We start from the raw sequence: 22176 nt of genomic DNA, 5'->3' as shown, positions 1-22176 counted from the left end.
GACCGGCGCTGGCGATGGTACGCGGAGTGCGGGCCGGTAGCTCAATGGTTAGAGCTCGCTGCTCATAACAGCGCCGGTGCCGGTTCGAGTCCGGCCCGGCCCACCATGTCCGATCAACACTGCAAACCACGCCGCGCCCTGGGCACAGCTTCGCAGGTTTCTCTCGAAGGTGTCGTTGCGACCGACGACCCGGATCGATCCGGGCCCGACGATCAGTTGGCAGGCTTCAGCCAGTTGGCAGGCTTTAGCACCATTGTTGATAGCCGCTGGCCATCCATCATCGCAACGGATCACGCCCTTCGCCCGATTCCCGTCGAAGGAGTCATGGCGCAGCCTCAGCGGATCAGTCGGGCGAACAACGACGGCGCACTATCGAGGCAGGCACTCGCCGAGCTGGGCGTCAACAGCATCGAATGGTGTCACTCCCTTCCTTCAAGCAGCTTGTCTTGCGTCCGGGTGTCGAAATCGCCGGCGTCGTGGCGCTCCAGCAACTGGCTGGAGGGCTCGCCCGTGGTGCGGTTGACCATGCGGCCGCGCGCGACAGCCGGACGGTCCAGAAGCTGATCGGCCCAGCGGATCACGTTGGTATAGGTCTGCACTGAGAGGAACTCCGCCGCGCCGTACTGCCAGCCTTTCACCAGCCCGCCATACCAGGGCCAGATCGCCATGTCGGCGATGGTGTAGTCTTGGCCGGCGACGAACTCGTTTTCGGCGAGACGCTGGTCGAGGACGTCGAGCTGGCGCTTCACCTCCATGGCGTAGCGGTTGATCGGATATTCCAGCTTGACCGGCGCATAGGCGTAGAAGTGGCCGAACCCGCCGCCAAGGAACGGGGCCGAGCCCATCTGCCAGAACAACCAGGACAGTGTCTCGGCCCGCGCCGCCGGCTCAGTCGGCAGGAATGCGCCGAATTTCTCGGCGAGATACATCAGGATCGCGCCGGATTCGAAGACGCGGATCGGCGTGGGCCCGCTATGGTCGGCCAGCGCCGGAATCTTCGAATTGGGATTGATCCCGACGAAGCCCGAGCCGAACTGGTCGCCGTCGCCGATCTTGATCAGCCAGGCGTCGTATTCGGCGCCGCTGTGGCCCAACGCCAGCAACTCCTCCAGCATCACCGTGACCTTCACGCCATTGGGCGTACCCAGCGAATAGAGCTGCAGGGGATGTCTGCCGACCGGCAGCTCCTTGTCATGGGTCGCGCCGGCGACCGGGCGGTTGATATTGGCGAAGCGGCCGCCACTGGCCTTGTCCCAGGTCCAGACCTTCGGCGGGACGTACTCGGTGCTCTCGGTCATGATCTTATACCCTTGGATGCGCGCGAGGCGCGGTCGAGCCCGCCCCAGGCGGAGATGTCAGCGATCGCATACGCGTTCCCGGTCATACACGTCCGGTCATCGAAGTGGTCGTCGCATACGCGATAGTGGCGTTCGATTGCGCGGCGAATCTGGTGACCACCCGCTCCTTCGGTGTCCGCAGCCGGCCTTGCCGCTTGGATCGATTGCCCGGAGCGGTGGCGTGCGCTGCTCGCCCTTGCGGGTATCGACGGGATGCGCGGCAAGGATGCGATTTGCCATCACCACCGCACGAGGCGCGGGAAGGCGAAAGCTCCCAAGCCCGCTTCGATGGCCATGGCGAGCGAGTACCATGTCGCGAGAAAGGGCATCGTATCGTCTGAACAATGCAGGCTATAGGCGATCGTGGACAAGCCAGCGGCGGCAAGTCCGGCGAATATGCCGGTCGAGACCTCGTCGACAGGCGCGCCCCTGCGAGCGACGACAACAAATCCCGCGAGCGGCAAAAGCGCATATAGCGGGACGGCAACCAGACAAACGAGCCAATTTCGGCCAAATATCATCGCCCCACGGCTTTCAGCCGGAGCCTGGCTCAATGCAAGGAATGCAAGGCAAGCCAACACGACCATCGGCGCGGAAAGCAAGAGGGCCGGCCAGCCTGGCTTGACCCCTGGCCTCAGGCTCCGCTGGAACGCGATGAGCGCGAGCCCGGCTATGCAAGTGCCGAGGATCACCTTTGCCAACACCGGGAAAGTCGTTGAGGCATTGGCGAGATCGCCTCGTTTACCAATGGTGATCGACACCATAAGGCCGCAGGCTCCCAGAGCAGCGATTGCTACGGCCCAGGTGATACGGCGCAGAGCGACTGGCGCAACCTTGTCATTGTCGGCGGCTATCAGGGCTATCAGCTGATCGGTTCCCATGGCCTCCTCGTCTGGTCTGAATAAGGTGAAGTTCGCTCTCGACGTCGCAAAAGTTACACGACGCCGTGAGACCGCCGTGACCGCAGCACACGGCCGCGCCTGTGCAGCACCTCGGGCCTTGCGGGCAGGCCGAGACGGCCGCCGCCTGCCTCGACAATCCATGGAAAACCGACTGGATGGCTCGCAGCTTCGGCACCGCCGATGGCGGCCGATATGCTGCTTAACTGCGTCAGTGAGCGGAAAATCACCCTGAAGGCCGGGTCAACACGCGTCCGTGAAGCAAGTTGATGTGCGCTTGACCACGCTGCAGCGAACTCTTCATCGACGCAGGATCCGGCGTCGCGACGGAGCGCGTCATGCCATGTGATGTTTCTGCCCATCGGCTTACCGCACCTTTGCGGCTTGTATCCAAGACGCAAAGCCACGGCAGCATCGACGCTGCGTCTCCGTCCGGCGTGCGGCGCCAATGGCGCTGCAAGATCGATGCGGGTCAGCTTCGAAGCGCAAGGCTCCGGCCCTGCCGACCTGGTCGAGGCCGGTCAATTTGGTCGCCTGATCGCAACGACGCTTCACCGGGCTTTTCGTCGTGCGTTTCTTCGACGCTGTGCGTTGTTGCAGCGGATCGTTCAAACGGCAGTCGGCCAAGGTCGGCTGGGGCGTCGAGGGACAGTGATTGGACAGTATCGCAAGGCCATATTCGATCGATTACCTAAGTCGATCTGGTTTCCGAACATATGCTCTCATCGATCAACGACATGGACATCATCAGGAGAGGACTTTCATGCTGCGGATTTGTGCTGTAACAACGATTCTGCTTGTCGGGCAGTTCGGGCAGGCGTTCAGCCAGAGCGGCTGGGCTGGTCGATCTGTCAACACGTCTAAACACCGAGGGGCTGCGGAGCATCCGCGGACGGCGCCCTCCAAGCCGGCAACGCCCCCGACGCCTGCCAAGGATACTCAACCGGTCACGCCGGCGGCCGATTACTATCCCTATGACCGCCGAACCGGCGGCATGTGACGCCAACGGGGCTCAAATTCGCCCCGGCGGCGCTGCCGCGCGGGTTCGTCCTGTCGCATGTGAATTAGGATAGCGTCATCGACATGCGGCATGATCCTCTGGCACCGTGCAAGCATGAATGACGGTTGCATGCGTTCCAGAGCAGGGCAGATCTAGCGCTTTGGGACGCATCGCGCTCACTCGCTCAGCGCTCGCGGTGTCTTTGCGCCAAACTCAGTGCGTGCCGAGCGCGGCGTCGATCGCGTCCGACATGATCTCCAGGCCGAGATCGATCTCGGCATCGGAGACCGTCAGCGGGGGCGCGATCCGGAACACGCCGCCCATGCCCGGCAGCTTGACGATGTTCATGCTGAGGCCCCGCTGCATGGCCTCCTCCATCACCTTGGCCCCGAGCTCGAAGCCCGGCGCCTTGGTCTGCCGATCGGCGACGATTTCCAACCCAAGCAAGAGGCCACGCCCGCGCACGTCGCCGACGCATTCGAACTTCTGCTGGAGCGACATCAGCCCGTTTTTGAGCCTCTCGCCACGCGCGACCGCCTGAGCGACGAGGCCGTCACGCTCGACCACATCGAGCACGGTAACGCCGACGGCGGCCGGCAGGGGATCGGAGACATGGGTCGTGTAGAACAGGAAGCCGCGCTCATGCGCCTTTTCCTCGATGGCCGCCGTGGTCATCACCGCGGCAAGTGGCAAGCCGGCGCCCAGAGTCTTCGACAGGGTCATGATGTCGGGCGTCACGCCATCGCGCTGGAAGGCGAACATGTCGCCGGTGCGGGCGACGCCGGTCTGCGCCTCGTCCAGGATCAGCAGCATGCCGCGCTCCTCGCATTTGCGCTTCAGCGCGGCGAGATAGCCCTTGGGGAGTTCGAGGATGCCGCCGCTCGACAGGATCGGCTCGGCGATGAAGGCCGCGAGATTGCCGGTCGACTGGCTGTCGATCAGCCTGAAGGCGTCGTCGAGCTCGGCCTGCCAGTCATTCGAGCCATCGGGATGGGTGAAGCGCGGGCGGTAGGCGTTGGGTGCAGGGATGACGAAGGAGCCGGCGGCGGCCGGACCATAGCCCTTGCGGCCGGCGCTATAGGTCGCGGAGGCCGCCGCGCCGGTCATGCCGTGCCAGCTCTGCGCGAAGGCGACGATCTCGTGGCCTCCAGTGACGAGCTTGGCCATGCGGATGGCGGCCTCGTTGGATTCCGCGCCCGTGGTGAGGAGCTGCACCCGGTCGAGGCCGGGAGCCAGCGCCGCCAGGCGAGCAGCCAGATCGACGACGGGGCGCGACAGCATCCCGCTGAAGAGATGGGCGACCGACCGCATCTGCCGGTCCACGGTCGCGACGATGTCGGGGTGGGTGTGACCCAGCACGGCACTCATCTGGCCGGAGGTGAAGTCCAGGATCGCGCGGTCGTCGGCGTCGTAGACGAAGCTGCCTTCCGCCCGCTCGACGATGATCTTCTCGAAATCGGGCCCATAGCGGGTCAGATGCGTGTCGGCGGCGGCCCAGAAGGCGGGGTCGGCGTTCAGCGACATGGCGTTGACCTCGGAAGCGGGACTAACCTCACGCTAGCCACGCATGTTGCACTGCGCAAATTGATAGTCTTTCAAGCCGATATCGATTATTTTGATGGCGATGCGCACGCTCGATCTCGCCTTGCTTCGGAACTTCGCCGTCGTCGCCCGCACCGGCTCGATCAGCGTTGCCTCGATGCAGGTGGGACGGACGCAGTCGGCGCTGAGCATGCAGATGCAGCGTCTGGAAGCGGTGACCGGGCAGCCTCTGTTGCATCGCAGCGGATCGGGCGTGCGGCTGACCATGGCGGGCGAAAAGCTCCTGGCACATGCTGAGTCTTTGCTTGCCAAGCATGACGACATCCTCGCCGACATGCGCGGAACGGGATTGAAGGGCTCTGTCAGCCTCGGCTGCCCGGAGGACTATTCGATCGCGTTCCTGCCCGAGCTGCTGCGGGGCTTCTGCGCCCTGCATCCCGATGTCGAGCTGCGCATGGTCTGTGCGCCGACCTCGGAACTGCGCCCGCTGCTGCATCGCCGGCAGATCGAGATGGCGCTCGTCTCGCTGCCCGATCCCACTGGCGCCGAGATCATCCGGAGGGAGAATTTCGTCTGGGTCGCCGACGCGGAAAGGCCGGACATTCTCGACCAGGCCACGCTTCCGCTGGCGCTGTCGGCGCCGATGACGCTGGATCACCGGGCCGCCTGCGACGCGATGCAGGCCGCGGATCGGCGCTACAGGGTCGCCTTCGCCAGCAACAGCCTGGCCGGACTCATCGCCATCGCCCGGTCCGGCCAGGCCATCAGCGTCCTGACGCAGACGGCCGTCCCGCCGGATCTGTATGTCGTGACGGCCGGATTGCCGCCGCTTCCGGCGATCGGCATCGCCCTGGAATTCGCCGAGTTGCGGCCCTCATCCACCGCCACGGCGTTGGGAGACCATATTCGCACCGCGCTGCCGGTCCTTCGCGGCGGCGCAGCCTCGGTGCTGCCCCGTGCCAGCCTCGCCCGGGGCAGGGCGTGAGGGATGCCGGCTTGCGCCGCGAAGACCTTCCCGTTCGAGCGGAGGCCGGATCGCGCGTCGCCATTCCGTTGCGGCAGATGCATGCCCGAACGACGATTGCCCCGCGGCTGGAACCGTGCCCTAATTCCTCCGGCGGTTGACGGGAACGGCGCGAGCAACGGCGCGAATTCGGGGGATGGATCGTGGACAGCAAACGCATTCAGCTTCATCGGCGGATCGTTCTCGGGCCGCTCTTGTCGATCGGCATCGGCCTGACGCTCGCCGGCTGCCTGTCCAGCGGCGAAGGCGAACGTGCGCCGCAGACACAGGTCGCAGCCGCGATCACGGTGCCGAGCCATATCGGCCCCGACAAGCTGATCGGCCGCTGGGGCATCGCCTCCTTCCACAATGAGAAGGATCGCAAGCGCACCGAGACGCAGGCCAGCGCCGGCTGCAGCCAGCCCTATGTCATCACCAAGGGCGCGCAGGACGGTGTCATGATGCATGTCGCCGACGACCCCAAACTCTACGAACTCAGGCTCAAGGCCGGGCCGGGCGGGCGTACCTATCTCGGCTTCGAGGCGCCACCCGGCGATCTGCAGGATCGCGAGATCCTGTCGGCGACGGATTCGATGCTGGTGATGCGTTTCGTCGATCCCGATGCCCATCGTCGCTACGGCACCTTCATCTATGTGCGCTGCCGCTGATCGGGAGGACTGACATGACATCCAGGATGACGATGCCCTCGCGGGCAGGCGTGTTCGCGGCAGTGCTCGTTTCAGCGCTGTCGATCGCTGCGCTGTCGACAACGCAGACGGCGTCCGCCCAGCCGAAGCCTGTCGCCGCCACGCAGGAAACCATGGATATCGGCGACGAGCCCGGCCGCGTCTCGACCGAGGAGGTCAGCATCACCGAGGGGCCCTTTGCTCGGCAGATGGTGTTGTTTCGCTCGAACGAGCCGCCCGGCACGGTCATCATCCAGTCGGCCGAGCGCTTTCTCTATGTCGTGCAGGGCAATGGCCGCGCGCTGCGCTACGGCATCGGCGTCGGCCGCGAGGGCTTCCAGTGGTCCGGCCAGGTTCAGGTCAGCCGCAAGGCGGAATGGCCAGACTGGCGTCCGCCGCCGGAGATGCTGCAGCGGCAGCCCTATCTGCCGCGCTTCATGGCGGGCGGACCGGGCAATCCGATGGGCGCGCGGGCGCTCTATCTCGGCTCGACGGTCTTCCGCGTCCACGGCACCAACCAGCCCGAAACCATCGGCGAGGCGATCTCGTCGGGCTGCTTCCGGCTCGCTAACGGCGACATCGCCGATCTCTACGAGCGGGTGCCGCTTGGGACCAAGGTGATCATTCGCCACAAGGCCTCGCTGTAACGCGAAGGCCGCCTCAGGCACGGAATCGAACGGGGGGACTACCATGTCGAAGGCTTCATGGGTTGGCCGGTCCATGCGCGGCGCCGCCGCCGCCGGGGCGCTGGCCGTCATTCTGGCAGGTCAGGCGGGCGCGGGCACGCTCGATACCGTCAAGCAGCGCGGCACGCTTGCCTGCGGGGTCAGCGAGGGGCTGGGCGGCTTCTCCGACAAGGATGCCCAGGGCAACTGGACCGGGTTCGACGTGGATTTCTGCCGTGCCCTGGCGGCGGCGGTGCTGGGCGATCCGCAGAAGGTCAGCTTCACGCCGCTCTCGGCCAGCCAGCGTTTCGACGCGTTGAAGGCGGCCAAGGTCGACCTGCTCTCGCGCAACTCGACCTGGACGCTCGGGCGCGAGGCGGAGCTTGGCCTCGCCTTCGCCGGCATCACCTATCATGACGGGCAGGGCTTCCTCGCCCGGCGCTCGCTCGGCGTCGACGGGGCGCTGGCACTCGACAAGGCCAAGATCTGCGTCGAGGCCGGCACGACGTCGCAGCTGAACCTCGCTGATTTCTTCCGCGCCAATTCGATGAGCTATGACGAAAAGGCGTTCCCGAATGCGGCAGATGCCTTCGCCGCCTTCCAGTCCGGCCAGTGCGACGTGCTGAGCCGCGACCAGTCGGCCCTCTATGCCGAGCGCCTGCGGCTGACGAAGCCGGCGGACGCGATCGTGCTGCCCGACGTGATCTCGAAGGAGCCGCTCAGCCCGGTCGTCCGCAACGACGATTTCGCCTGGTTCAACGTGGTGAAATGGGTTCACTACGCCCTCGTCAACGCCGAGGAACTCGGGATCTCCAAGGCGAATGTCGACGAGGCCCTGACATCGCAGAAGCCGGATGTGCGGCGCTTCACCGGCGCCGAGGGCGGCTTCGGCAAGGCGCTCGGGCTCGATCCGGACTGGGCCGTGCGCGCGGTCAAGGCGACCGGCAGCTATGCCGAGATCTATGAGCGCAATCTCGGTGTCGGCTCCAAGCTCGGCATCCCGCGCGGCCTGAACCAGCTCTGGACCATGGGCGGCGTCCTCTACGCTCCGCCGATGCGCTGACGCCGTCCATCCGCGCATCCGACAAGATAGTCCAATCCAGCGGGCCGGGTTTGGCGTAGCGGCTTAGCGTTCCCAAACGAGATCGAACGCACGCCATGACTGCGATACCCAAGACCGTCTCTCCGACGACCGTCTCGCCGACGACGTCCCCAGCCCTCGTGATGCTGCATCGCGCCTCCGGCGGATCGTCGTCGCCATCGATCGCCGGCGCGACGCTGGGGCTTGCCGATCCCTTCGCTGCGAGGCGCGAGGTGGCCTGGATGATCCCGGCTGCCGCCGCGGGCTGTGTCGGCTTCGATGGCACGGTCGATGTTGCGTCGTTTCCTCATACCGAAACGATGATCGTGCTGTCCGGCGCGCTGACGGTGTCCGTCGACGGGGCGGCGGCGCTCACGATTATGTCAGGCAGTGGCGTGGTCGTGGCACGTGGCACGCGGCTGCGGATCGCGGCGGCGGCCGGCACGCGCTGGGCCTTCTATGCCGCGACAGCCGGGACCGGGGCGACGCCGGGGGTGACGCTCCTGGATGCAGGTGCCGCGCTGGCACCGTCGGCCGCTCCTCCGGCCAATGTCCTGATCGGACCTGCTCCAGACTGCCGCAGCTTCAACGCCTACACCGAGACGGGCGCCAACCTGCGTGCCGGCCTGTGGGATTCGACCCCCTATGCCCGGGTCTCGCGCCCGCACAAGCTGAGTGAACTGATGCATATCCTGCAAGGCTCGGTGGATCTGACGGGTGAGGACGGGACCGTTTTCACGGTCGCTCAGGGGGACACGGTCATGGTTCCGCAGGGTGCGCCCTGCGCCTGGGACAGCCGCGTTCATGTCGCCAAGTTCTATGTCGTGCAGGAGGCCGTGGCCTGATGTCGGCCAGCCTGCTTCGGGAGCCGGAGGTGCTTCGTGACATCGCCCTTGGCGACGCCCCGGCCTGCATGGCGCTGTCGAAAGCCGTCGGCTGGCCGCACCGGGTCGAGGATTGGGAGATGGCCATCGGCCTGGGCGGCGGCATCGTCATCAGCCTTGGCTCGGAGATCGTCGCGACGGCGTCCTGGTGGCCCTATGGCGAGACCCATGCCACGCTCGGGCTGATCGTCGTATCTCCCCAGCATCAGGGGGCAGGGCTCGGGCGGCGCCTGATGCAGGGGCTGTTAGCGCGGACGCATGGACGCTCGCTCCTGCTGAACGCGACGGTTGCCGGCACGCCTCTCTATGAGCGTTCCGGCTTCGCGGCGTGGGGTGGCCGCATCCGCCAGCACCATGGCACGGCTCTCGGCGTCGCGGCACCGTTGCCTGCGGAGGGAGCGGTGCTTCGCTCTGCGCAGGCCTGCGATCTGCCGCTGCTGGAGCGGCTCGACGAGGCCGCAACGGGCCTCCCGCGCGGGGCCTTGCTGCGCGCCGTCATGGAGCGCGGCGAAGGCGTCGTGCTCGAGCGCAGCGGCAAGGCGGCCGGCTTCAGCATGCTGCGCCGCTTCGGCCGCGGCTTCGTCATCGGCCCCGTCGTCGCGGCCGATGACGCTGATGCCAGGGTGCTCGTGGCGCATTGGTTGCAGGCGCGGCAGGGAGAGTTCCTGCGCATCGATCTTCCCGCAGACTCCGCGCTGTCGGACTGGCTCGTGTCGTGCGGTCTGAAAGCTGTGGACTGCGTGACGAGCATGGTGCGGGGCACGTTGCCGCTTGCGCGGGGGCCGGTGCAGTTGCATGCGCCGGCCAGCCAGGCCTTCGGCTGATCGGAGAGACTACCATGGCACTGCTCTACAAGTCCGACCCGGCGCGCGGTGCCGAATGGGCGAAGATCCTGGCGCAAAAGGCGCCCGACCTGTCGTTCAGGATCTGGCCCGAGATCGGCGATCCCAAGGATATCCGCTATTTCGCCGCCTGGATGCCGCCAGACGACCTGATGACGCAGTTTCCCAATCTGGAGCTGCTGATCTCGGTCGGCGCCGGCGTCGATCATCTCGACCTGTCGAAACTGCCGCTTGGTCTGCCGATCGCGCGCATGGTCGAATCCGGCATCGTCGACGGCATGGTCGAGTATGTCTCGATGGCGGTGCTCGGCCTCCATCGCGACCTGATCGACTATGCCGCACAGCAAAGGGACGACGTCTGGAAGCAGATCCGGGTCCGCCCGGCCGCGACCCGGCGCGTCGGCGTGCTGGGCCTGGGCATGCTCGGCGAGGCCTGCTGCAGGATGCTGAACAATTTCGGCTTCCAGGTCGCCGGCTGGAGCCGCTCCCGCCGTGAGATCGAGGGCGTGACCTGCTTTGTGGGCGCAGGCGAGCTGCCGGACTTCCTGGGCCGCACCGATATTCTGGTCTGCCTGCTGCCGCTGACCGACGAGACGCGCGGCATGCTCGGCGCCGACCTCTTCGCGCAGCTGCCGAAGGGGGCGAAGCTGGTGAATACCGGCCGCGGCGGGCATCTCGATCAGGACGCCTTGCTGGCAGCTCTCGACAGCGGCCAGATTTCGGCTGCGTGGCTCGACGTCACCACACCGGAGCCATTGACCAAGGGCCATCCGCTGTGGAGCCACCCGCGCGTTCTGGTCACGCCGCATATCGCCAGCATGACGCAGCCGGAAACGGCCGTGGACGTGGTCCTGGAAAACCTGCGCCGCCACCACGCAGGCGAACCCCTGATCGGCCTCGTCGATCGAAAGCGAGGCTATTGAGAGGCCGGCCCGCCGAAGCATGATCTGCTGCCGGGGCCGGCCAATAGGGCAGGGGATGTCGTGGCGGGCTGCCAAGCCCGCGCCGACAGTCGCGCCGGCCGTTCTAAGCTCCCACCAAGACGAATGATCCGTCTGCGGAGGTCGAACGGTTTATGCACGAGCTAGCCCTGCACGAAACTGCGTTTCGCGAGCCCATCCTGCATGAAGGCGGAATCGCATTGTCGGCGCTGCCCGCCAGCAACGGTATCCGGCGCGCGCTGCGGCATATCGAGCGCCACTTCACGGATGCGATCTACCTCGAAGACCTCGCGGCGCTGGCCGGCCTCAGCGTCTGCCGCTTCGTCACCGTGTTTCGGCGGCAGGTCGGGCTGACGCCGCACCGCTTCATCTGCCATCGCCGGATCGGCTATGCGAAGGGGCTGCTGCGCGACGGGGTTCCGATGGCGTTGGCCGCATCCGAGGCGGGCTTCTTCGACCAGAGCCATTTCTCGCGCCATTTCAAGAATATCTGCGGCATCACGCCCGGCCGCTATCTGCGGGAGGTCGGGGAAGCGACGCGACGGCGCGGCGAGATCGGCACCTGCCTCCAGACCGCCGCCTGAACCACCCGACACCACCCGCCGCCACTTGCCAGCAGGACCCGACACCATGACCGTCAATTCGCTCGAAGCCCTCGACCGCCTGCATTGGGTGCACCCCGTCGCCAACTGGGCCGGCCACGAGAAGCGCGGCGTCACCATCATGAAGTCGGCCAAGGGCGCCTTCATCACCGATTCCGAAGGTCACGAGCTGATCGACGGCTTCGCCGGGCTGTGGTGCGTCAATGTCGGCTATGGCCATGAGAGCATCGTCGAGGCTGCCGCCGCGCAGATGCGCGAGCTGCCCTATGCCACCGGCTATTTCAGCTTCGGCAGCGAACCGACCATCCGCCTCGCGGCCAAGCTCGCCGAACTCACGCCCGGCGACCTCAACCACATCTATTTCTCGCTCGGCGGCTCGGATGCGATCGACGGCGCGCTGCGCCTGATCCAGTTCTACTACAACGTCACGGGCCGCCCGACGAAGAAGGCGATCCTCTCGCTGGAGCGCGGCTATCATGGCTCGAGCTCGACGGGGGCGGGCGTCACGGCGCTGCCGGCCTTCCATGCGAATTTCGACTTCCCTGCCCATGTCCGGCACTACGTCGCCGCGCCTTACGCCTATCGCAACCCGACCGGCTCGGACGACGCGTCGGTGATCGCGGCCAGCGTCGCCTCGCTGCGCGCCAAGGTGGCGGAACTGGGCGCTGACAATGTCGCGGCCTTCTTCTGCGAGCCCGTGGTCGGCTCGGGCGGCGTCATCGTGCCGCCGAAGGGCTGGCTCAAGGCGATGGCCGACACCGCCGCCGAACTCGACATCCTGTTCCTCGCCGACGAGGTCATCACCGGCTTCGGTCGCACCGGCCCGATGTTCGCCTGCGAGGCGGAAGGCGTGGTGCCCGACCTGATGACGATGGCCAAGGGTCTGACCTCCGGCTATGCGCCGCTGGGCGCGCTGGCGATCGGCGAGAAGGTCTATCGCGGCATCGCCGACAACGCGCCCGAGGGCGGGCCGGTCGGCCATGGCCAGACCTATTCGGGCCATCCGGTTTCGGCCGCCGTCGCGCTCGAGGTGCTCAGGCTTTATGATGAGGGCGGCATTCTCGCCAACGGCCAACGCGTCGGGGCCTATTTCGAAAAGAAGCTCGCGACGCTCGCCGACCATCCGCTGGTCGGTGAGGTGCGTGCCCGCGGCCTGCTCGCCGGCATCGAGCTGGTCGCCGACAAGACGACCCGGGAAAAGCTGCCGCGCAGCGTCAAGCTGGCAGACCATCTCTTTGCGCGCGGCTACGCCAACGGCGTGATCTTCCGCGCCTTCGCCGACGACATCATCGGGCTGGCGCCGCCCTTGTGCTGCAGCGAGAGCGAGATCGACCTGATCGTGTCGCGCCTGCGCCAGACGCTCGACGACATGCTGGTGCTGCCGGAGGTCAGGGACGCGCTGGTGACGGCCAAGGCGGCGTGAATCCGGCGCGATCCTTGCTTTGCCCCAGGCGGTGAACCGGCTAGGTTCCTGCCAGGGCCCGGCGCGCCTTCGTGCCGCGCAGGATGCGTTAGGGTGAGGCTTTCGTCGTGACACCGGGCGTGCGGCTCGACCGCATCGACATGAAAATCCTGATCGAACTGCAAAACAACGCCAGGATGACCAACGTCACCCTGGCGGATGCGGTCGGTCTGTCGCCGAGCCCCTGCCTGCTCAGGGTGAAGCGCCTGGAACAGGCCGGGTTCATCTCGGGCTATGCCGCGACGATCAGCTTGCCGAAGCTCGGCGAGACGATCACCGTCTTCACCGAGGTCACGCTGGCCGACCACACCAAGGAATACTTCATCCGCTTCGAGACGGCGCTTCGGCGGGTCGACGAGGTGGTCGAGTGCCACATGGTCAGCGGCGGCTATGATTACCTCGTCAAGTTCGTGACGCGCGGACTGACGCACTACCAGTCGCTGATCGAGACGCTGCTCGACCGCAATATCGGCATCTCCAAATATTTCAGCTATGTCGTGATCAAATCGCCGATCCAGAAGCCGGGCTATCCGCTGCCGGTGCTGTTCGACGTCTGAAGCCTGATGCGCAACCTTGCTTAAGGAGCTTCAGCCGAGCGCCTGGTTCGCGAGGCCGAAGGTGCGGGCCGCGCCGCCCGGGGCATGATGCCGCCCGCGGATCATCGGCGTCACTGAATCGTAGATCGTCATGCCGCAGGATTCGAGGAAGGCGCCGAAGCGGCCCTGCTCCTGGGCCGTGTCGGCGCGCAGGAAGCCGCCTTCGTGCATCTCGACATGGGGGGCGACCAGCGCGATCGCCATCTCGTCATCCTCGGCCACGATCGGGCCGACGACATGACCGCGGCCGAAGGGACGACAGAGGGCGAAGCCTGCGATCTCGCCTTCGCGTTCGATCACGGTGCCGACGGACGCCTCCATCAAGGCGGTGATGACGCGGTCGCGAGGCGCGCCATAGGCGCTGGTGTCGAGGCGGATCAGCGAGGCCAGGTCCGACGGGACGGCCGCCCTCAGCCCCGGCATCGCCGGCGGCGGCAAGGGCAGCTGCACATTTCGCCCCTGATGCTGGAAAATCCGGCCGATCGGTTCGAAGCCGAGCGCGCGATAAAGGCGATAGCCGGCCTTCGTCGCGCTCAGGCGCAGGTCGCGATCGCCGGACTGCGCGAAGATCACCTCCATCAGCTGCCTGCCGGACCCTTGCGCTTGCAGACGCGGCGAGGTGATCACCATGCCGACGGTGGCGAAGTCGTCGCCGAAGGGCCACCACATCGCCGAACCGAGCGCACGGCCGATCGCGTCGCAGGCGACGAAGCCTTGGCCGACGCCCATGACGAGGCGCCAGTCTTCAGGCCGGTGCGGCCAGCCGACGCCGATCGACAACTGATGCATCTGGCCGAGATCGGCTTCGGTCATCGGCCGAATCTCGATTTCGTAGCCGAGCCGGCGCTTTGCCGTTCTGTAAGCCAAGGCGTCGGGCCTCACGCGGGGATGGCACGAGTATAGGGCTGGCGAGCCCTTTCGAGAATAGCATAATTCATACAATACATGGGCTTAGGATCGTGCATGCTGCACGGCTGAGCCCCTGCGATGCTTCGGTTTTCCTTGGCTGGGCAGGGGCCGTGTTGCGCCTTTTTCATTGATCCATCGACGCCGAGGCCGCCCGCGATGAAGCTCGAACCCTATTGGCTGGCCTCCGCGCCGCGCTTCGGCTCCGCTTCGACGGAGCCGGTCGCCGGCAAGGTCGATGTCGCGATCGTCGGCGGCGGCTTCACCGGCCTGTCCGCCGCACTGGCGCTGGCGAAGGCCGGGGCGAGCGTCGCCGTGCTGGAAGCCGGCCGCGTCGTCGGCGAGGCGTCGGGCCGCAATGGCGGGCATTGCAACAACGGCCTGGCGCATGATCTCGGTGGTCTCGCCGCCAGCATTGGAATCGAGCGGGCCAGCGCGCTCTATCGCGCCTTCGACGCCGGGGTGGACACGGTCGAGGCGCTGATTGCGCGTGAAGGTATCGATTGCGATTTCATCCGCACCGGCAAGATCAAGCTCGCCGCCAAGCCCAGCCATTTCGCCAAGCTCCTGAAGAGCGCGGAGCTGCTGCAGGCGACGGTCGAGCCCGATCTCGTGGTGGTGAAACCCGGCGAGATCCGCGGCGAGATCGGCTCAGACGGCTTCCATGGCGGGCTCGTCTTTCCGCACGGCGCCCATATGCATATGGGCCGCTTTGGGGCCGGTCTGGCGGAGGCGGCGGCGCGGGCGGGTGCCGTCATCCAGGAGAGTGCGCCGGTGACCGGCCTTGAGCGGCTCAACGGGCAGGCGCATCGCGTCGTGACAGGACGCGGAACGCTCGAGGCCGGGCAGGTGCTGTTGGCGACGGGCGCCTCGCGGCAGGGGCCGTTTTCCTGGCTGCGGCGGCGGATCGTCCCGGTCGGCTCCTTCATCATCGCGACCGAACCGCTCTCGGCGGAGCTTGCCGCCTCGATCATGCCGACGCGGCGCACCGCCACGACGACGATGAACATCGGGAACTACTTCCGGCTGACCCCGGACAACCGCCTGATCTTCGGTGGCCGGGCGCGCTTCGCCCTGTCGAACCCAGCCTCGGACGTGAAGAGCGGCGAAATCCTCAAGGCGCGGATGCTGGAGCTGTTTCCGCAGCTGGCGGCGACGCGGATCGATTATTGCTGGGGCGGGCTCGTCGACATGACCGCCGACCGGTTGCCCCGCGCCGGCGAGCGCGACGGGCTGTTCTACGCGACGGGGTATAGCGGCCACGGCACGCAGATGTCGGTGCATATGGGACAGATCATGGCCCGCGTGATGGGCGGGGATGTTACCGCGAACCCGCTGGCGGGTCTCGACTGGCCGGTGGTGCCGGGCCATTTCGGCCCGCCGTGGTTCCTGCCCTTCGTGGGGATGTACTACAAGTTCCAGGACTGGCGCAGCTGAGCGCACTCCCCGTCATTCTCGGGCTTGACCCGAGAAGCTCATGGTGCGGAAGGCCCGGATAGGCGTTTCATTCGGCTTGAGATGCTCGGGTCTTCGCCCGAGCATGACGTGCCATCAGGTCGCCGCCCGCTTCTGCCCGCTTGTCGCCAGCAGAACGAGGATGAACGACGCCGCCGTCAGCAGGGTCGAGATCGAGGCGATGGTCGGGTCGATCTCGTCGCGCAGCGCGGTGAACATGCGCTTGGTCAGGGTCTGGTACTGTCCGCCGGAGACGAAGAGCGCGATGATCGTCTCGTCGATCGCCGAGATGAAGGCGAAGATGCCCCCCGCAAAGACGCTGCCCTTGATCTGCGGCAGCGTCACGGTGAGGAAGGCGCGGAAGCGGTTCATGCCGAGGCTGCGCGCCACCATTTCCTGCGTCTTGTCGAAGCTCTGCAGCCCGGCGACGACCGAGGTGATGACATAGGGCAGGCCGAGCATGACATTGGCCAGCACCAGCCCGCTCAGCGTCTGGATCAGGCCGAGCTTGGCGTAGATGAAGAAGATGCCGATCGCGATGATGATGATCGGCACGATCAGCGGCAGCATCAGCATCATGTGCAAAGAGCGCATCAGCTTGGTCTGGGAGTTGCTGATGGCGTAGGCGGCGGCGGTGCCGAGCGGTGTGGCAACGAGGACCGTCAGGAAGCCGATCAGCGCGCTCATGCGCATCGCCTGCATCCAGTTGGGGTTGCCGAAGAACTCGGCGTACCAGCGCAGCGACAGCGCCGGCGGCGGGAAGGTCAGGAAGCGCGTTGCCGAGAACGACATTGGCACGATGATCAGCAGCGGCAGGATCAGGTAGATCAGGACGAGCCCGACGAAGGCGCCGAAGAGCAGGCGGGGGAGAAGCGGCTGTTTCATCACTTCTGCCCCAGCATCTTGTCGAGCGGGATGATGCGGCCGACGGCCATGAAGATCGCGAGCACGGCGACCAGCAGCACGACGCCCACCGCGCTGGCCGCGCCCCATTGGTTGTAGAGTTCGACGTTCCGGCTCACGACCATCGAGATCATGATGGTCCGGCCGCCCCCGAGCAGCTCCGGCGTGATGTAGAAGCCCAGCGTCAGCACGAAGACCAACGTCAGGCCGGCGACGACGCCCGGCAGCGACAAGGGCAGGAAGATGCGCAGGAAGCTGTGCAGCGGCCCGCCGCCGAGGCTCGCGCCGGCCAACATCAGCTCGCGTGGAATCTTCTGCATGGTCGAATAGAGCGGCAGCACCATGAAGGGCAAAAGGATGTGGACAGTCGCGATGATCGTGCCGAGCTCGTTATGGACCAGGGCCAGGGGCTCGCTGATGAGGCCGAGGCCCTCGAGAAGCTGGTTGGTCACTCCGGTGCGCTGGAGCAGGACGAGCCAGGCGTAGGCGCGCACCAGCACGCTGGTCCAGAAAGGCAGGATGACGAAGGAGAGGATCAGCACGTCCCAGGGCCGCTTCACATGGGCGGCGGCATAGGCGACCGGGTAGCCCAAGACCAGGGTCATCACCGTCACGATCAGGGCGATGCGGAAGGTGAGCGTGAAGCTGCGCCAGTAGATGTCCTCGCTGAAGATGCGGCGGTAATGCTCCAGCGTGAAGCCGTTATCGTAGACCGACTGCGTCATCAGCCAGCCGACCGGGATCACCACCAGCGCAACGATGACGATCACCGCCGGCGAGGCGAGCAGGAGCATCAGCCCCTGCTCGCGGCGCTGGTAGCGGACGGATGGGTCGATGGCGGTCATCTGGTCTTTCCTGCCGATCGCGTTTCACCTCCCCGCGTCATCCCGGGCGACCGAAGGGAGACCCGGGATCCATTCCGGAACTGTTCAGGCATGGATCCCGGAGCTGCGCTGCGCTACGTCCGGGATGACGGCGCGGGATGAATACGCGCCTTACTTCTGCGCGAAGGAGAGCCAGCGCTTTTCGGCGGCCTCGCCGGCAGCCGACGTCCACCAGGCATAGGACATCAGCGCCTGGACCTTGGCGTTGGCAGGCGCGCTCGGCAGCTCGCCGACGCGGGCAGCCGGGATGACGCCGGTGTCGTAGGCCTTGGGGTTGGCCGGGCCGTAGTCGATATGCAGCGGCAGGTTGGCCTGATGGACCGGGTCGACGGCCTCGTTCAGGAACTTGATCGCGGTCGGCAGGTTCGGGGCGCCCTTGAGCACGCAGAGCGAGGTGCTCTGCAGGATGCCCTGGTTGTAGGTGTAGGTGACCTTGGCGCCTTCCTTCGTCAGCGCCGAGATGCGGCCGTTCCAGGCCATCACCATGTCGACCTCGCCGTCGTTGAGGAGCTGGGCGGACTGGGCGCCCGAGGTCCACCAGACCGTGATGTGCGGCTTGATTTCTTCCAGCTTCTTGAAGGCGCGATCGACGTCGAGCGGGTAGAGCTTGTCGGCCGGCACGCCGTCGGCCATCAGGGCGGCTTCCAGGGTGGCGAGCGGGTTGTTGCGCAGCGAACGGCGGCCGGGGAACTTCTTCACGTCCCAGAAATCGGCCCAGGTCTTGGGCGCGGTCGCGGCGTCGGGAAACTTCTTCAGGCTGTAGCCGAGCACGCTGGAATAGAACTCGTAGGCGACGGAATAGTCGCTGCGGTACTCCGCCGGCATCGCGGCGGCATTGGGCATCTTGCTGAAGTCGAGCTTCTCGACGATGCCCTGCTCGCCGCCGCGCAGACAGAAATTGGTGGCGACATCGACGACGTCCCAGGTCGGCTTACCCGTGGCGACCTGCGAGCGCATGATCGGCCAGGCGTCGGGCACGCTGTCCTGGTTGATGGTGATGCCGAGCTTCTTGGCTGCGGGATCGAGGATCGCGACGGTCTGCGCCTTCTGATAGGCGCCGCCCTGCGAGACGAACATGATCTGTTCGGCAGCAAGCGCGGAGAGCGGGCTCAGCAGAGCCAGCGACAGGCCGGCGGCGGCTGTCGCGGTCCGAATGGTCAGGCGTCTTTCCTGCATGTCCTTATCCCCTGTTGTTGGATCGGATCTTCGAAAACTACCGTCCGATCGCGTCTAGAAACTGGTACCAGCCGGCGACCATGCGGACGGCCGGCTCTCGAAGCGGGTAAAACGGAACGCGGCGCATGCGGCTGGCGTTGAGCAGCCCGACATCGGGCGTCTCGCCCCGGGCGAAGGCGGCGAGATAGCGCCCCATGAGGCTCGACATCGCGACGCCAGCGCCATTGTAGCCCATGGCAAGCATGACGCGGTCGTCGACGCGCCCGACATGGGGTACGGAATCGAGCGTCATCGCGACGAGGCCGGACCAGCGATAGGCCAGCGGCACGTCGGAAACCTGTGGGAAAATGCCGACCATCGCCTTGTGCAGGGCGCGGAAGGCGGCGGGCGAGTCCGTCTTGCCGAAGGCGCCACGCCCGCCGAAGACGATGCGGTCGTCGACCATGCGGAACCAGCGCATCATCCGCTTGGTCTCGGTGTAGGTCCGCCGCGTCGGCATCACGCTCGCCGCGAGATTGGGCGAGAGCTTTTCCGTGGCGATGATGGCGCTGCGGAAGGGGATCAGCGTGCTCTGATAGGCTTTCGTCGCCGGGGTCAGGTCGGAATAGCTGTTGGTGGCGATGACCGCCTGCTTCGCACGCACGGTGCCGCCCGGCGTCTCGACCAGCACTCCGTCGCCCTCGCGACGCAGACGCAGCGCCGGTGTCCCGGCATGGATGGGCACGCCCAGCCCGACGACGCCCTCGGCGAGGCCGTGCAGATAGTTCAGCGGGTGGATGCCGCCCGAGCCCGCATTGAGCACGCCGCCGACGAAGCCGGCCGAGCCGGTCTCCTCGCGGACCTGGCCGGCGTCGAGCACCGACATGGTGGTGTCGCCCAGCTCGGCGCGAAGCCAGTCGGCTTCCTTCACCGCATAGGCCAGCGTCTCGTGGTTGTGGGCCGCCTTGACCTGGCCCGAGCGGGTCAGGTTCGCGCCCTTGATGCCGTAAGTCGCGACGAGCTCGGAGACGATGTCGGTGGCCTCCAGCGCTATCTCGTACATGCGCTTCGCCATCGGCTTGCCATGGGCGGCGGCGATGGCCGGGAAGGAGATGCGGAACTTGGCGGTGATGACGCCGCCATTGCGGCCGCTGGCGCCCCAGCCGGGGCGGTTGGCCTCCAGCACGATCGAGGACAGGCCGCTCTCTGCAAGATGATGCGCCGCCGACAGGCCGGTATAGCCCGCGCCGATGATGACGACGTCGGCTTGAGCGTCGCCCCGCAGCGGTGGCAGCTCGCGCAGAGGTGCCGCCGTCGCGCTCCAGAGCGACGGTGCTGCCTCCAGCGACTGCCAGGCGGGGGCGCTGCTCAAGGACTCAGACTCCGGCCTCGACCGCGTCGGCGAGCGCCTTCAGGGTCGGGAAGTGGTAATCCGGCTTGGTCAGCTCGGCCACGGCCGGCGTCCCGCCGAAGCCCTTCTGACCCTGCCGCCGCTCGATCCAGCAGGTGGTGTAGCCGAGCGATTTCGCCACGCCGATGTCGTGATACTGGCTCTGGGCGACATGCAGGATCTCCTCCTGCTTGAAGCCATGTGCCGACTGCCGGCCGCGGTTGAAGGCGAAGAACAGGGGATCGGGCTTCGGAGCAATCGCCTCGTCGGCGGTGACGCTGTCGTGGAAGGGGTTGCCGAGCGTGTGCGAATAGAAGGCGAAGGTCGAACGGTCGGCATTGGTCATCGCGACCAGCCGGAAATGCTTGCGCAGCCTGGCCAGCGCCTCGACCGAATCCGGGAAGGCCGGGTGCTGCAGGATGGCGTATTGGAAGGAATCGGCCGAGGCTTCGTCGGCGAGCAGGCCGAGTTCCGGCGCGAGGTGCAGATAGACCCGCTTCATCGCCTCGCTGGAGCGGTCGTAGTTGAGTTCGCGGCCCTTGAGATAGGGGGCGAAGATTTCGTCGTCGGTCAACTTGGCCGCGGCCGGGCCGCCGATGCGACGCACCGCGTTCAGGACGCCGCTTTCGAAGTCGATCAGCGTGCCGACGACATCGAATGTGAGAACCTTGAAGTCTTTGAGAGCCATGGGTCGATTTCTCTTGTGGCTGAGCAGGTCGGAAACGGGTGTCGAAGCGGTCAGCCGCTGGCCCGGGGCACGATGATGGTGTCCTGCGGGTGGAGGCTGATCTCGACGCGCTCGCCGATCGGCGGGATGCGGCGGGCGGCCTCGTAATGGCTGGGCTGGCGCAGGCTGAGCGCGGTGCCGTCGTCCAGCGCCAAGAAGACGCGCAGGCTCTCGCCCTGGAAAACGGTATCGGTGACGCGCGCCGAGAAGCGATTGCGCTCGGGCGAACTGGTGCCGTCCTCGATCAAGAGCTTCTCGGTCTGGACGGCGAGCACCAGTTCGCCGGTCGGCGGCAGGGGTCGGGCGGTGCGGATCAGCGTGCCGGCGAGCGACACGCCGTCGCTGCCGGCGCGCGCGACCGGCAGCAGCGTCGCCTCGCCGATGAAGCTCGCCACGAAGGCGTTGGCCGGGTGGTCGTGCAGGCGGGACGGCTTGTCGATCTGGACGAGCTTGCCGTCCTTGAGGATGGCGACGCGGTCGCTCATCGTCAGCGCCTCGCGCTGGTCATGGGTCACATAGATGATCGTGGCGCCGAGCCGCTTGTGGAGCTGGCGCAATTCGATCTGCATGGTCTCGCGCAGTTGCTTGTCGAGTGCCGAGAGCGGCTCATCCATCAGGATCAGGCGCGGCTCGAAGATCATGGCGCGGGCGAGCGCCACGCGCTGGCGCTGGCCGCCGGAGAGCTGGCCGATGCCGCGCTCTTCGTAGCCGGCGAGGTCGACCATCGCCAGCGCGGCACGAACCTTCTCGGCATAGGTCGATTTCGGCAGGCGCCGCGCCCGCAGGGGGAAGGCGACGTTCTCGCCGACATTCATATGCGGAAACAGCGCGTAGTTCTGGAAGACGATGCCGATATCGCGCTTGTGGGGCGGGGTGAAGGTGACGTCGCGGCCGCCGAACAGGATGGTGCCGGCCGAGGGCTGGACGAAGCCGCCGAGGATGCCGAGCAGTGTGGTCTTGCCCGAGCCGGAGGGGCCGAGCAGCGAGACGAATTCCTGCGGGGCGATGTCGAGCGAAACATCGTCGAGCGCCCGCACCGATCCGTAGATCTTGCTGGCCGACCTGATCTCGACGCGCTCGCCGCCACTTTTCGCCATTGCCTGCTCCCGTTGAGATACAGCGACACTGCGCAAGCGCGTGGGCAAAGACCGATCGTAGGCCTGACCATAAGTTGCTCTTATGGGCTAGGCCGTTCCCGGCTCGCCGCCCGGCAGCG

21 protein-coding genes and 1 tRNA gene are annotated in these 22176 nt (G+C 66.4%); 12 read left to right on the top strand and 10 right to left on the bottom strand.

Annotated elements, in window-relative coordinates; all coding sequences use genetic code 11:
• Positions 1 to 30: 30 nt before the first annotated feature.
• Positions 31 to 106 (top strand) — tRNA-Ile (locus tag AE618_RS19880).
• 313 nt (positions 107 to 419) lie between these two features.
• Here AE618_RS19880 and yghU read toward each other — a convergent pair.
• The 3 genes from yghU to AE618_RS19865 form a co-directional block, all read right to left on the bottom strand.
• On the bottom strand, positions 420 to 1298 hold the full coding sequence (yghU, locus tag AE618_RS19875) for a glutathione-dependent disulfide-bond oxidoreductase (protein WP_054210811.1): 879 nt from the start codon (positions 1296 to 1298) through the stop codon (positions 420 to 422).
• A gap of 278 nt (positions 1299 to 1576) precedes the next feature.
• Positions 1577 to 2218: an NrsF family protein gene (locus AE618_RS19870; RefSeq protein ID WP_054210810.1), complete on the bottom strand. Its 642-nt coding sequence runs from the start codon at positions 2216 to 2218 to the stop codon at positions 1577 to 1579.
• A gap of 1231 nt (positions 2219 to 3449) precedes the next feature.
• Positions 3450 to 4760: an aspartate aminotransferase family protein gene (locus AE618_RS19865; RefSeq protein WP_054210809.1), complete on the bottom strand. Its 1311-nt coding sequence runs from the start codon at positions 4758 to 4760 to the stop codon at positions 3450 to 3452.
• A 100-nt stretch (positions 4761 to 4860) separates the two neighbouring features.
• Between AE618_RS19865 and AE618_RS19860 the strand changes: the two genes are divergently transcribed.
• From AE618_RS19860 to AE618_RS19815, 10 genes are all read left to right on the top strand, one after another.
• Complete coding sequence (locus AE618_RS19860) at positions 4861 to 5763, top strand: LysR substrate-binding domain-containing protein (RefSeq protein WP_054210901.1); 903 nt, start codon at positions 4861 to 4863, stop codon at positions 5761 to 5763.
• A 182-nt stretch (positions 5764 to 5945) separates the two neighbouring features.
• Entirely contained in the window at positions 5946 to 6449 is a 504-nt protein-coding gene (locus AE618_RS19855; protein ID WP_082365416.1) for a hypothetical protein, read from the top strand.
• A 14-nt stretch (positions 6450 to 6463) separates the two neighbouring features.
• On the top strand, positions 6464 to 7114 hold the full coding sequence (locus AE618_RS19850; protein WP_248310955.1) for a L,D-transpeptidase: 651 nt from the start codon (positions 6464 to 6466) through the stop codon (positions 7112 to 7114).
• 43 nt (positions 7115 to 7157) lie between these two features.
• Positions 7158 to 8195: an amino acid ABC transporter substrate-binding protein gene (locus AE618_RS19845; protein WP_432704517.1), complete on the top strand. Its 1038-nt coding sequence runs from the start codon at positions 7158 to 7160 to the stop codon at positions 8193 to 8195.
• Positions 8196 to 8290: 95 nt separating this feature from the next.
• Positions 8291 to 9058 (top strand): cupin domain-containing protein, encoded by a 768-nt coding sequence (locus AE618_RS19840; protein ID WP_054210807.1) that lies wholly within the window; start codon positions 8291 to 8293, stop codon positions 9056 to 9058.
• Entirely contained in the window at positions 9058 to 9921 is an 864-nt protein-coding gene (locus AE618_RS19835) for a GNAT family N-acetyltransferase (protein ID WP_054210806.1), read from the top strand. Before AE618_RS19840 ends, AE618_RS19835 begins: the two co-directional genes overlap by 1 nt.
• A 14-nt stretch (positions 9922 to 9935) precedes the next feature.
• Positions 9936 to 10862 (top strand): 2-hydroxyacid dehydrogenase, encoded by a 927-nt coding sequence (locus AE618_RS19830; protein ID WP_054210805.1) that lies wholly within the window; start codon positions 9936 to 9938, stop codon positions 10860 to 10862.
• Positions 10863 to 11014: 152 nt separating this feature from the next.
• A complete protein-coding gene (locus tag AE618_RS19825; RefSeq protein ID WP_197280836.1) occupies positions 11015 to 11464 on the top strand; it encodes a helix-turn-helix transcriptional regulator in 450 nt (149 codons plus the stop codon).
• 46 nt (positions 11465 to 11510) lie between these two features.
• A complete protein-coding gene (locus AE618_RS19820; RefSeq protein WP_054210804.1) occupies positions 11511 to 12905 on the top strand; it encodes an aminotransferase class III-fold pyridoxal phosphate-dependent enzyme in 1395 nt (464 codons plus the stop codon).
• A 119-nt stretch (positions 12906 to 13024) separates the two neighbouring features.
• Complete coding sequence (locus tag AE618_RS19815) at positions 13025 to 13501, top strand: Lrp/AsnC family transcriptional regulator (RefSeq protein ID WP_197280840.1); 477 nt, start codon at positions 13025 to 13027, stop codon at positions 13499 to 13501.
• A gap of 30 nt (positions 13502 to 13531) precedes the next feature.
• Here the strand turns inward: AE618_RS19815 and AE618_RS19810 are convergent, their stop codons facing one another.
• Positions 13532 to 14353 (bottom strand): GNAT family N-acetyltransferase, encoded by an 822-nt coding sequence (locus AE618_RS19810; RefSeq protein WP_156330386.1) that lies wholly within the window; start codon positions 14351 to 14353, stop codon positions 13532 to 13534.
• Positions 14354 to 14605: 252 nt separating this feature from the next.
• On the opposite strand from AE618_RS19810, the gene AE618_RS19805 reads away from it, so the two are divergent.
• Positions 14606 to 15883, top strand: coding sequence for an NAD(P)/FAD-dependent oxidoreductase (locus tag AE618_RS19805; protein WP_054210801.1), 1278 nt, complete (start codon positions 14606 to 14608; stop codon positions 15881 to 15883).
• Between the two features lie 114 nt (positions 15884 to 15997).
• Here AE618_RS19805 and AE618_RS19800 read toward each other — a convergent pair whose 3' ends face one another.
• From AE618_RS19800 to AE618_RS19775, 6 genes are all read right to left on the bottom strand, one after another.
• Positions 15998 to 16786, bottom strand: a complete 789-nt coding sequence (locus AE618_RS19800; protein ID WP_054210800.1) for an ABC transporter permease — start codon at positions 16784 to 16786, stop codon at positions 15998 to 16000.
• Positions 16786 to 17649 (bottom strand): ABC transporter permease, encoded by an 864-nt coding sequence (locus tag AE618_RS19795; protein ID WP_248310954.1) that lies wholly within the window; start codon positions 17647 to 17649, stop codon positions 16786 to 16788. The genes AE618_RS19800 and AE618_RS19795 overlap by 1 nt, the downstream gene beginning before the upstream one ends.
• Before the next feature lie 150 nt (positions 17650 to 17799).
• On the bottom strand, positions 17800 to 18864 hold the full coding sequence (locus AE618_RS19790) for an ABC transporter substrate-binding protein (protein WP_082365415.1): 1065 nt from the start codon (positions 18862 to 18864) through the stop codon (positions 17800 to 17802).
• A gap of 37 nt (positions 18865 to 18901) precedes the next feature.
• Positions 18902 to 20215 (bottom strand): NAD(P)/FAD-dependent oxidoreductase, encoded by a 1314-nt coding sequence (locus tag AE618_RS19785; protein WP_054210799.1) that lies wholly within the window; start codon positions 20213 to 20215, stop codon positions 18902 to 18904.
• Positions 20216 to 20219: 4 nt separating this feature from the next.
• Positions 20220 to 20921, bottom strand: coding sequence for an HAD-IA family hydrolase (locus tag AE618_RS19780; protein ID WP_054210798.1), 702 nt, complete (start codon positions 20919 to 20921; stop codon positions 20220 to 20222).
• Positions 20922 to 20971: 50 nt separating this feature from the next.
• Positions 20972 to 22057 (bottom strand): ABC transporter ATP-binding protein, encoded by a 1086-nt coding sequence (locus AE618_RS19775; RefSeq protein WP_054210797.1) that lies wholly within the window; start codon positions 22055 to 22057, stop codon positions 20972 to 20974.
• Positions 22058 to 22176: the final 119 nt, after the last annotated feature.

Source organism: Allobosea vaviloviae, from assembly GCF_001298265.1.
Taxonomy (GTDB): Bacteria; Pseudomonadota; Alphaproteobacteria; order Rhizobiales; family Beijerinckiaceae; genus Allobosea; species Allobosea vaviloviae_B.
This window is presented reverse-complemented; position numbering and strand designations above follow the sequence as displayed.

What these genes read in the sequence shown, in the direction of transcription:
- AE618_RS19830 (WP_054210805.1), top strand. Translation starts at nt 9,936, where the DNA reads ATGGCACTGCTCTACAAGTCCGACCCGGCGCGCGGTGCCGAATGGGCG.
- AE618_RS19810 (WP_156330386.1), bottom strand. Translation starts at nt 14,353, where the DNA reads ATGACCGAAGCCGATCTCGGCCAGATGCATCAGTTGTCGATCGGCGTC.
- AE618_RS19850 (WP_248310955.1), top strand. Translation starts at nt 6,464, where the DNA reads ATGACATCCAGGATGACGATGCCCTCGCGGGCAGGCGTGTTCGCGGCA.
- AE618_RS19800 (WP_054210800.1), bottom strand. Translation starts at nt 16,786, where the DNA reads ATGAAACAGCCGCTTCTCCCCCGCCTGCTCTTCGGCGCCTTCGTCGGG.
- AE618_RS19835 (WP_054210806.1), top strand. Translation starts at nt 9,058, where the DNA reads ATGTCGGCCAGCCTGCTTCGGGAGCCGGAGGTGCTTCGTGACATCGCC.
- AE618_RS19840 (WP_054210807.1), top strand. Translation starts at nt 8,291, where the DNA reads ATGACTGCGATACCCAAGACCGTCTCTCCGACGACCGTCTCGCCGACG.
- AE618_RS19865 (WP_054210809.1), bottom strand. Translation starts at nt 4,760, where the DNA reads ATGTCGCTGAACGCCGACCCCGCCTTCTGGGCCGCCGCCGACACGCAT.
- AE618_RS19780 (WP_054210798.1), bottom strand. Translation starts at nt 20,921, where the DNA reads ATGGCTCTCAAAGACTTCAAGGTTCTCACATTCGATGTCGTCGGCACG.
- AE618_RS19820 (WP_054210804.1), top strand. Translation starts at nt 11,511, where the DNA reads ATGACCGTCAATTCGCTCGAAGCCCTCGACCGCCTGCATTGGGTGCAC.
- AE618_RS19775 (WP_054210797.1), bottom strand. Translation starts at nt 22,057, where the DNA reads ATGGCGAAAAGTGGCGGCGAGCGCGTCGAGATCAGGTCGGCCAGCAAG.
- AE618_RS19860 (WP_054210901.1), top strand. Translation starts at nt 4,861, where the DNA reads ATGCGCACGCTCGATCTCGCCTTGCTTCGGAACTTCGCCGTCGTCGCC.
- AE618_RS19870 (WP_054210810.1), bottom strand. Translation starts at nt 2,218, where the DNA reads ATGGGAACCGATCAGCTGATAGCCCTGATAGCCGCCGACAATGACAAG.
- yghU (WP_054210811.1), bottom strand. Translation starts at nt 1,298, where the DNA reads ATGACCGAGAGCACCGAGTACGTCCCGCCGAAGGTCTGGACCTGGGAC.
- AE618_RS19795 (WP_248310954.1), bottom strand. Translation starts at nt 17,649, where the DNA reads ATGACCGCCATCGACCCATCCGTCCGCTACCAGCGCCGCGAGCAGGGG.
- AE618_RS19825 (WP_197280836.1), top strand. Translation starts at nt 11,015, where the DNA reads ATGCACGAGCTAGCCCTGCACGAAACTGCGTTTCGCGAGCCCATCCTG.
- AE618_RS19805 (WP_054210801.1), top strand. Translation starts at nt 14,606, where the DNA reads ATGAAGCTCGAACCCTATTGGCTGGCCTCCGCGCCGCGCTTCGGCTCC.
- AE618_RS19845 (WP_432704517.1), top strand. Translation starts at nt 7,158, where the DNA reads ATGTCGAAGGCTTCATGGGTTGGCCGGTCCATGCGCGGCGCCGCCGCC.
- AE618_RS19790 (WP_082365415.1), bottom strand. Translation starts at nt 18,864, where the DNA reads ATGCAGGAAAGACGCCTGACCATTCGGACCGCGACAGCCGCCGCCGGC.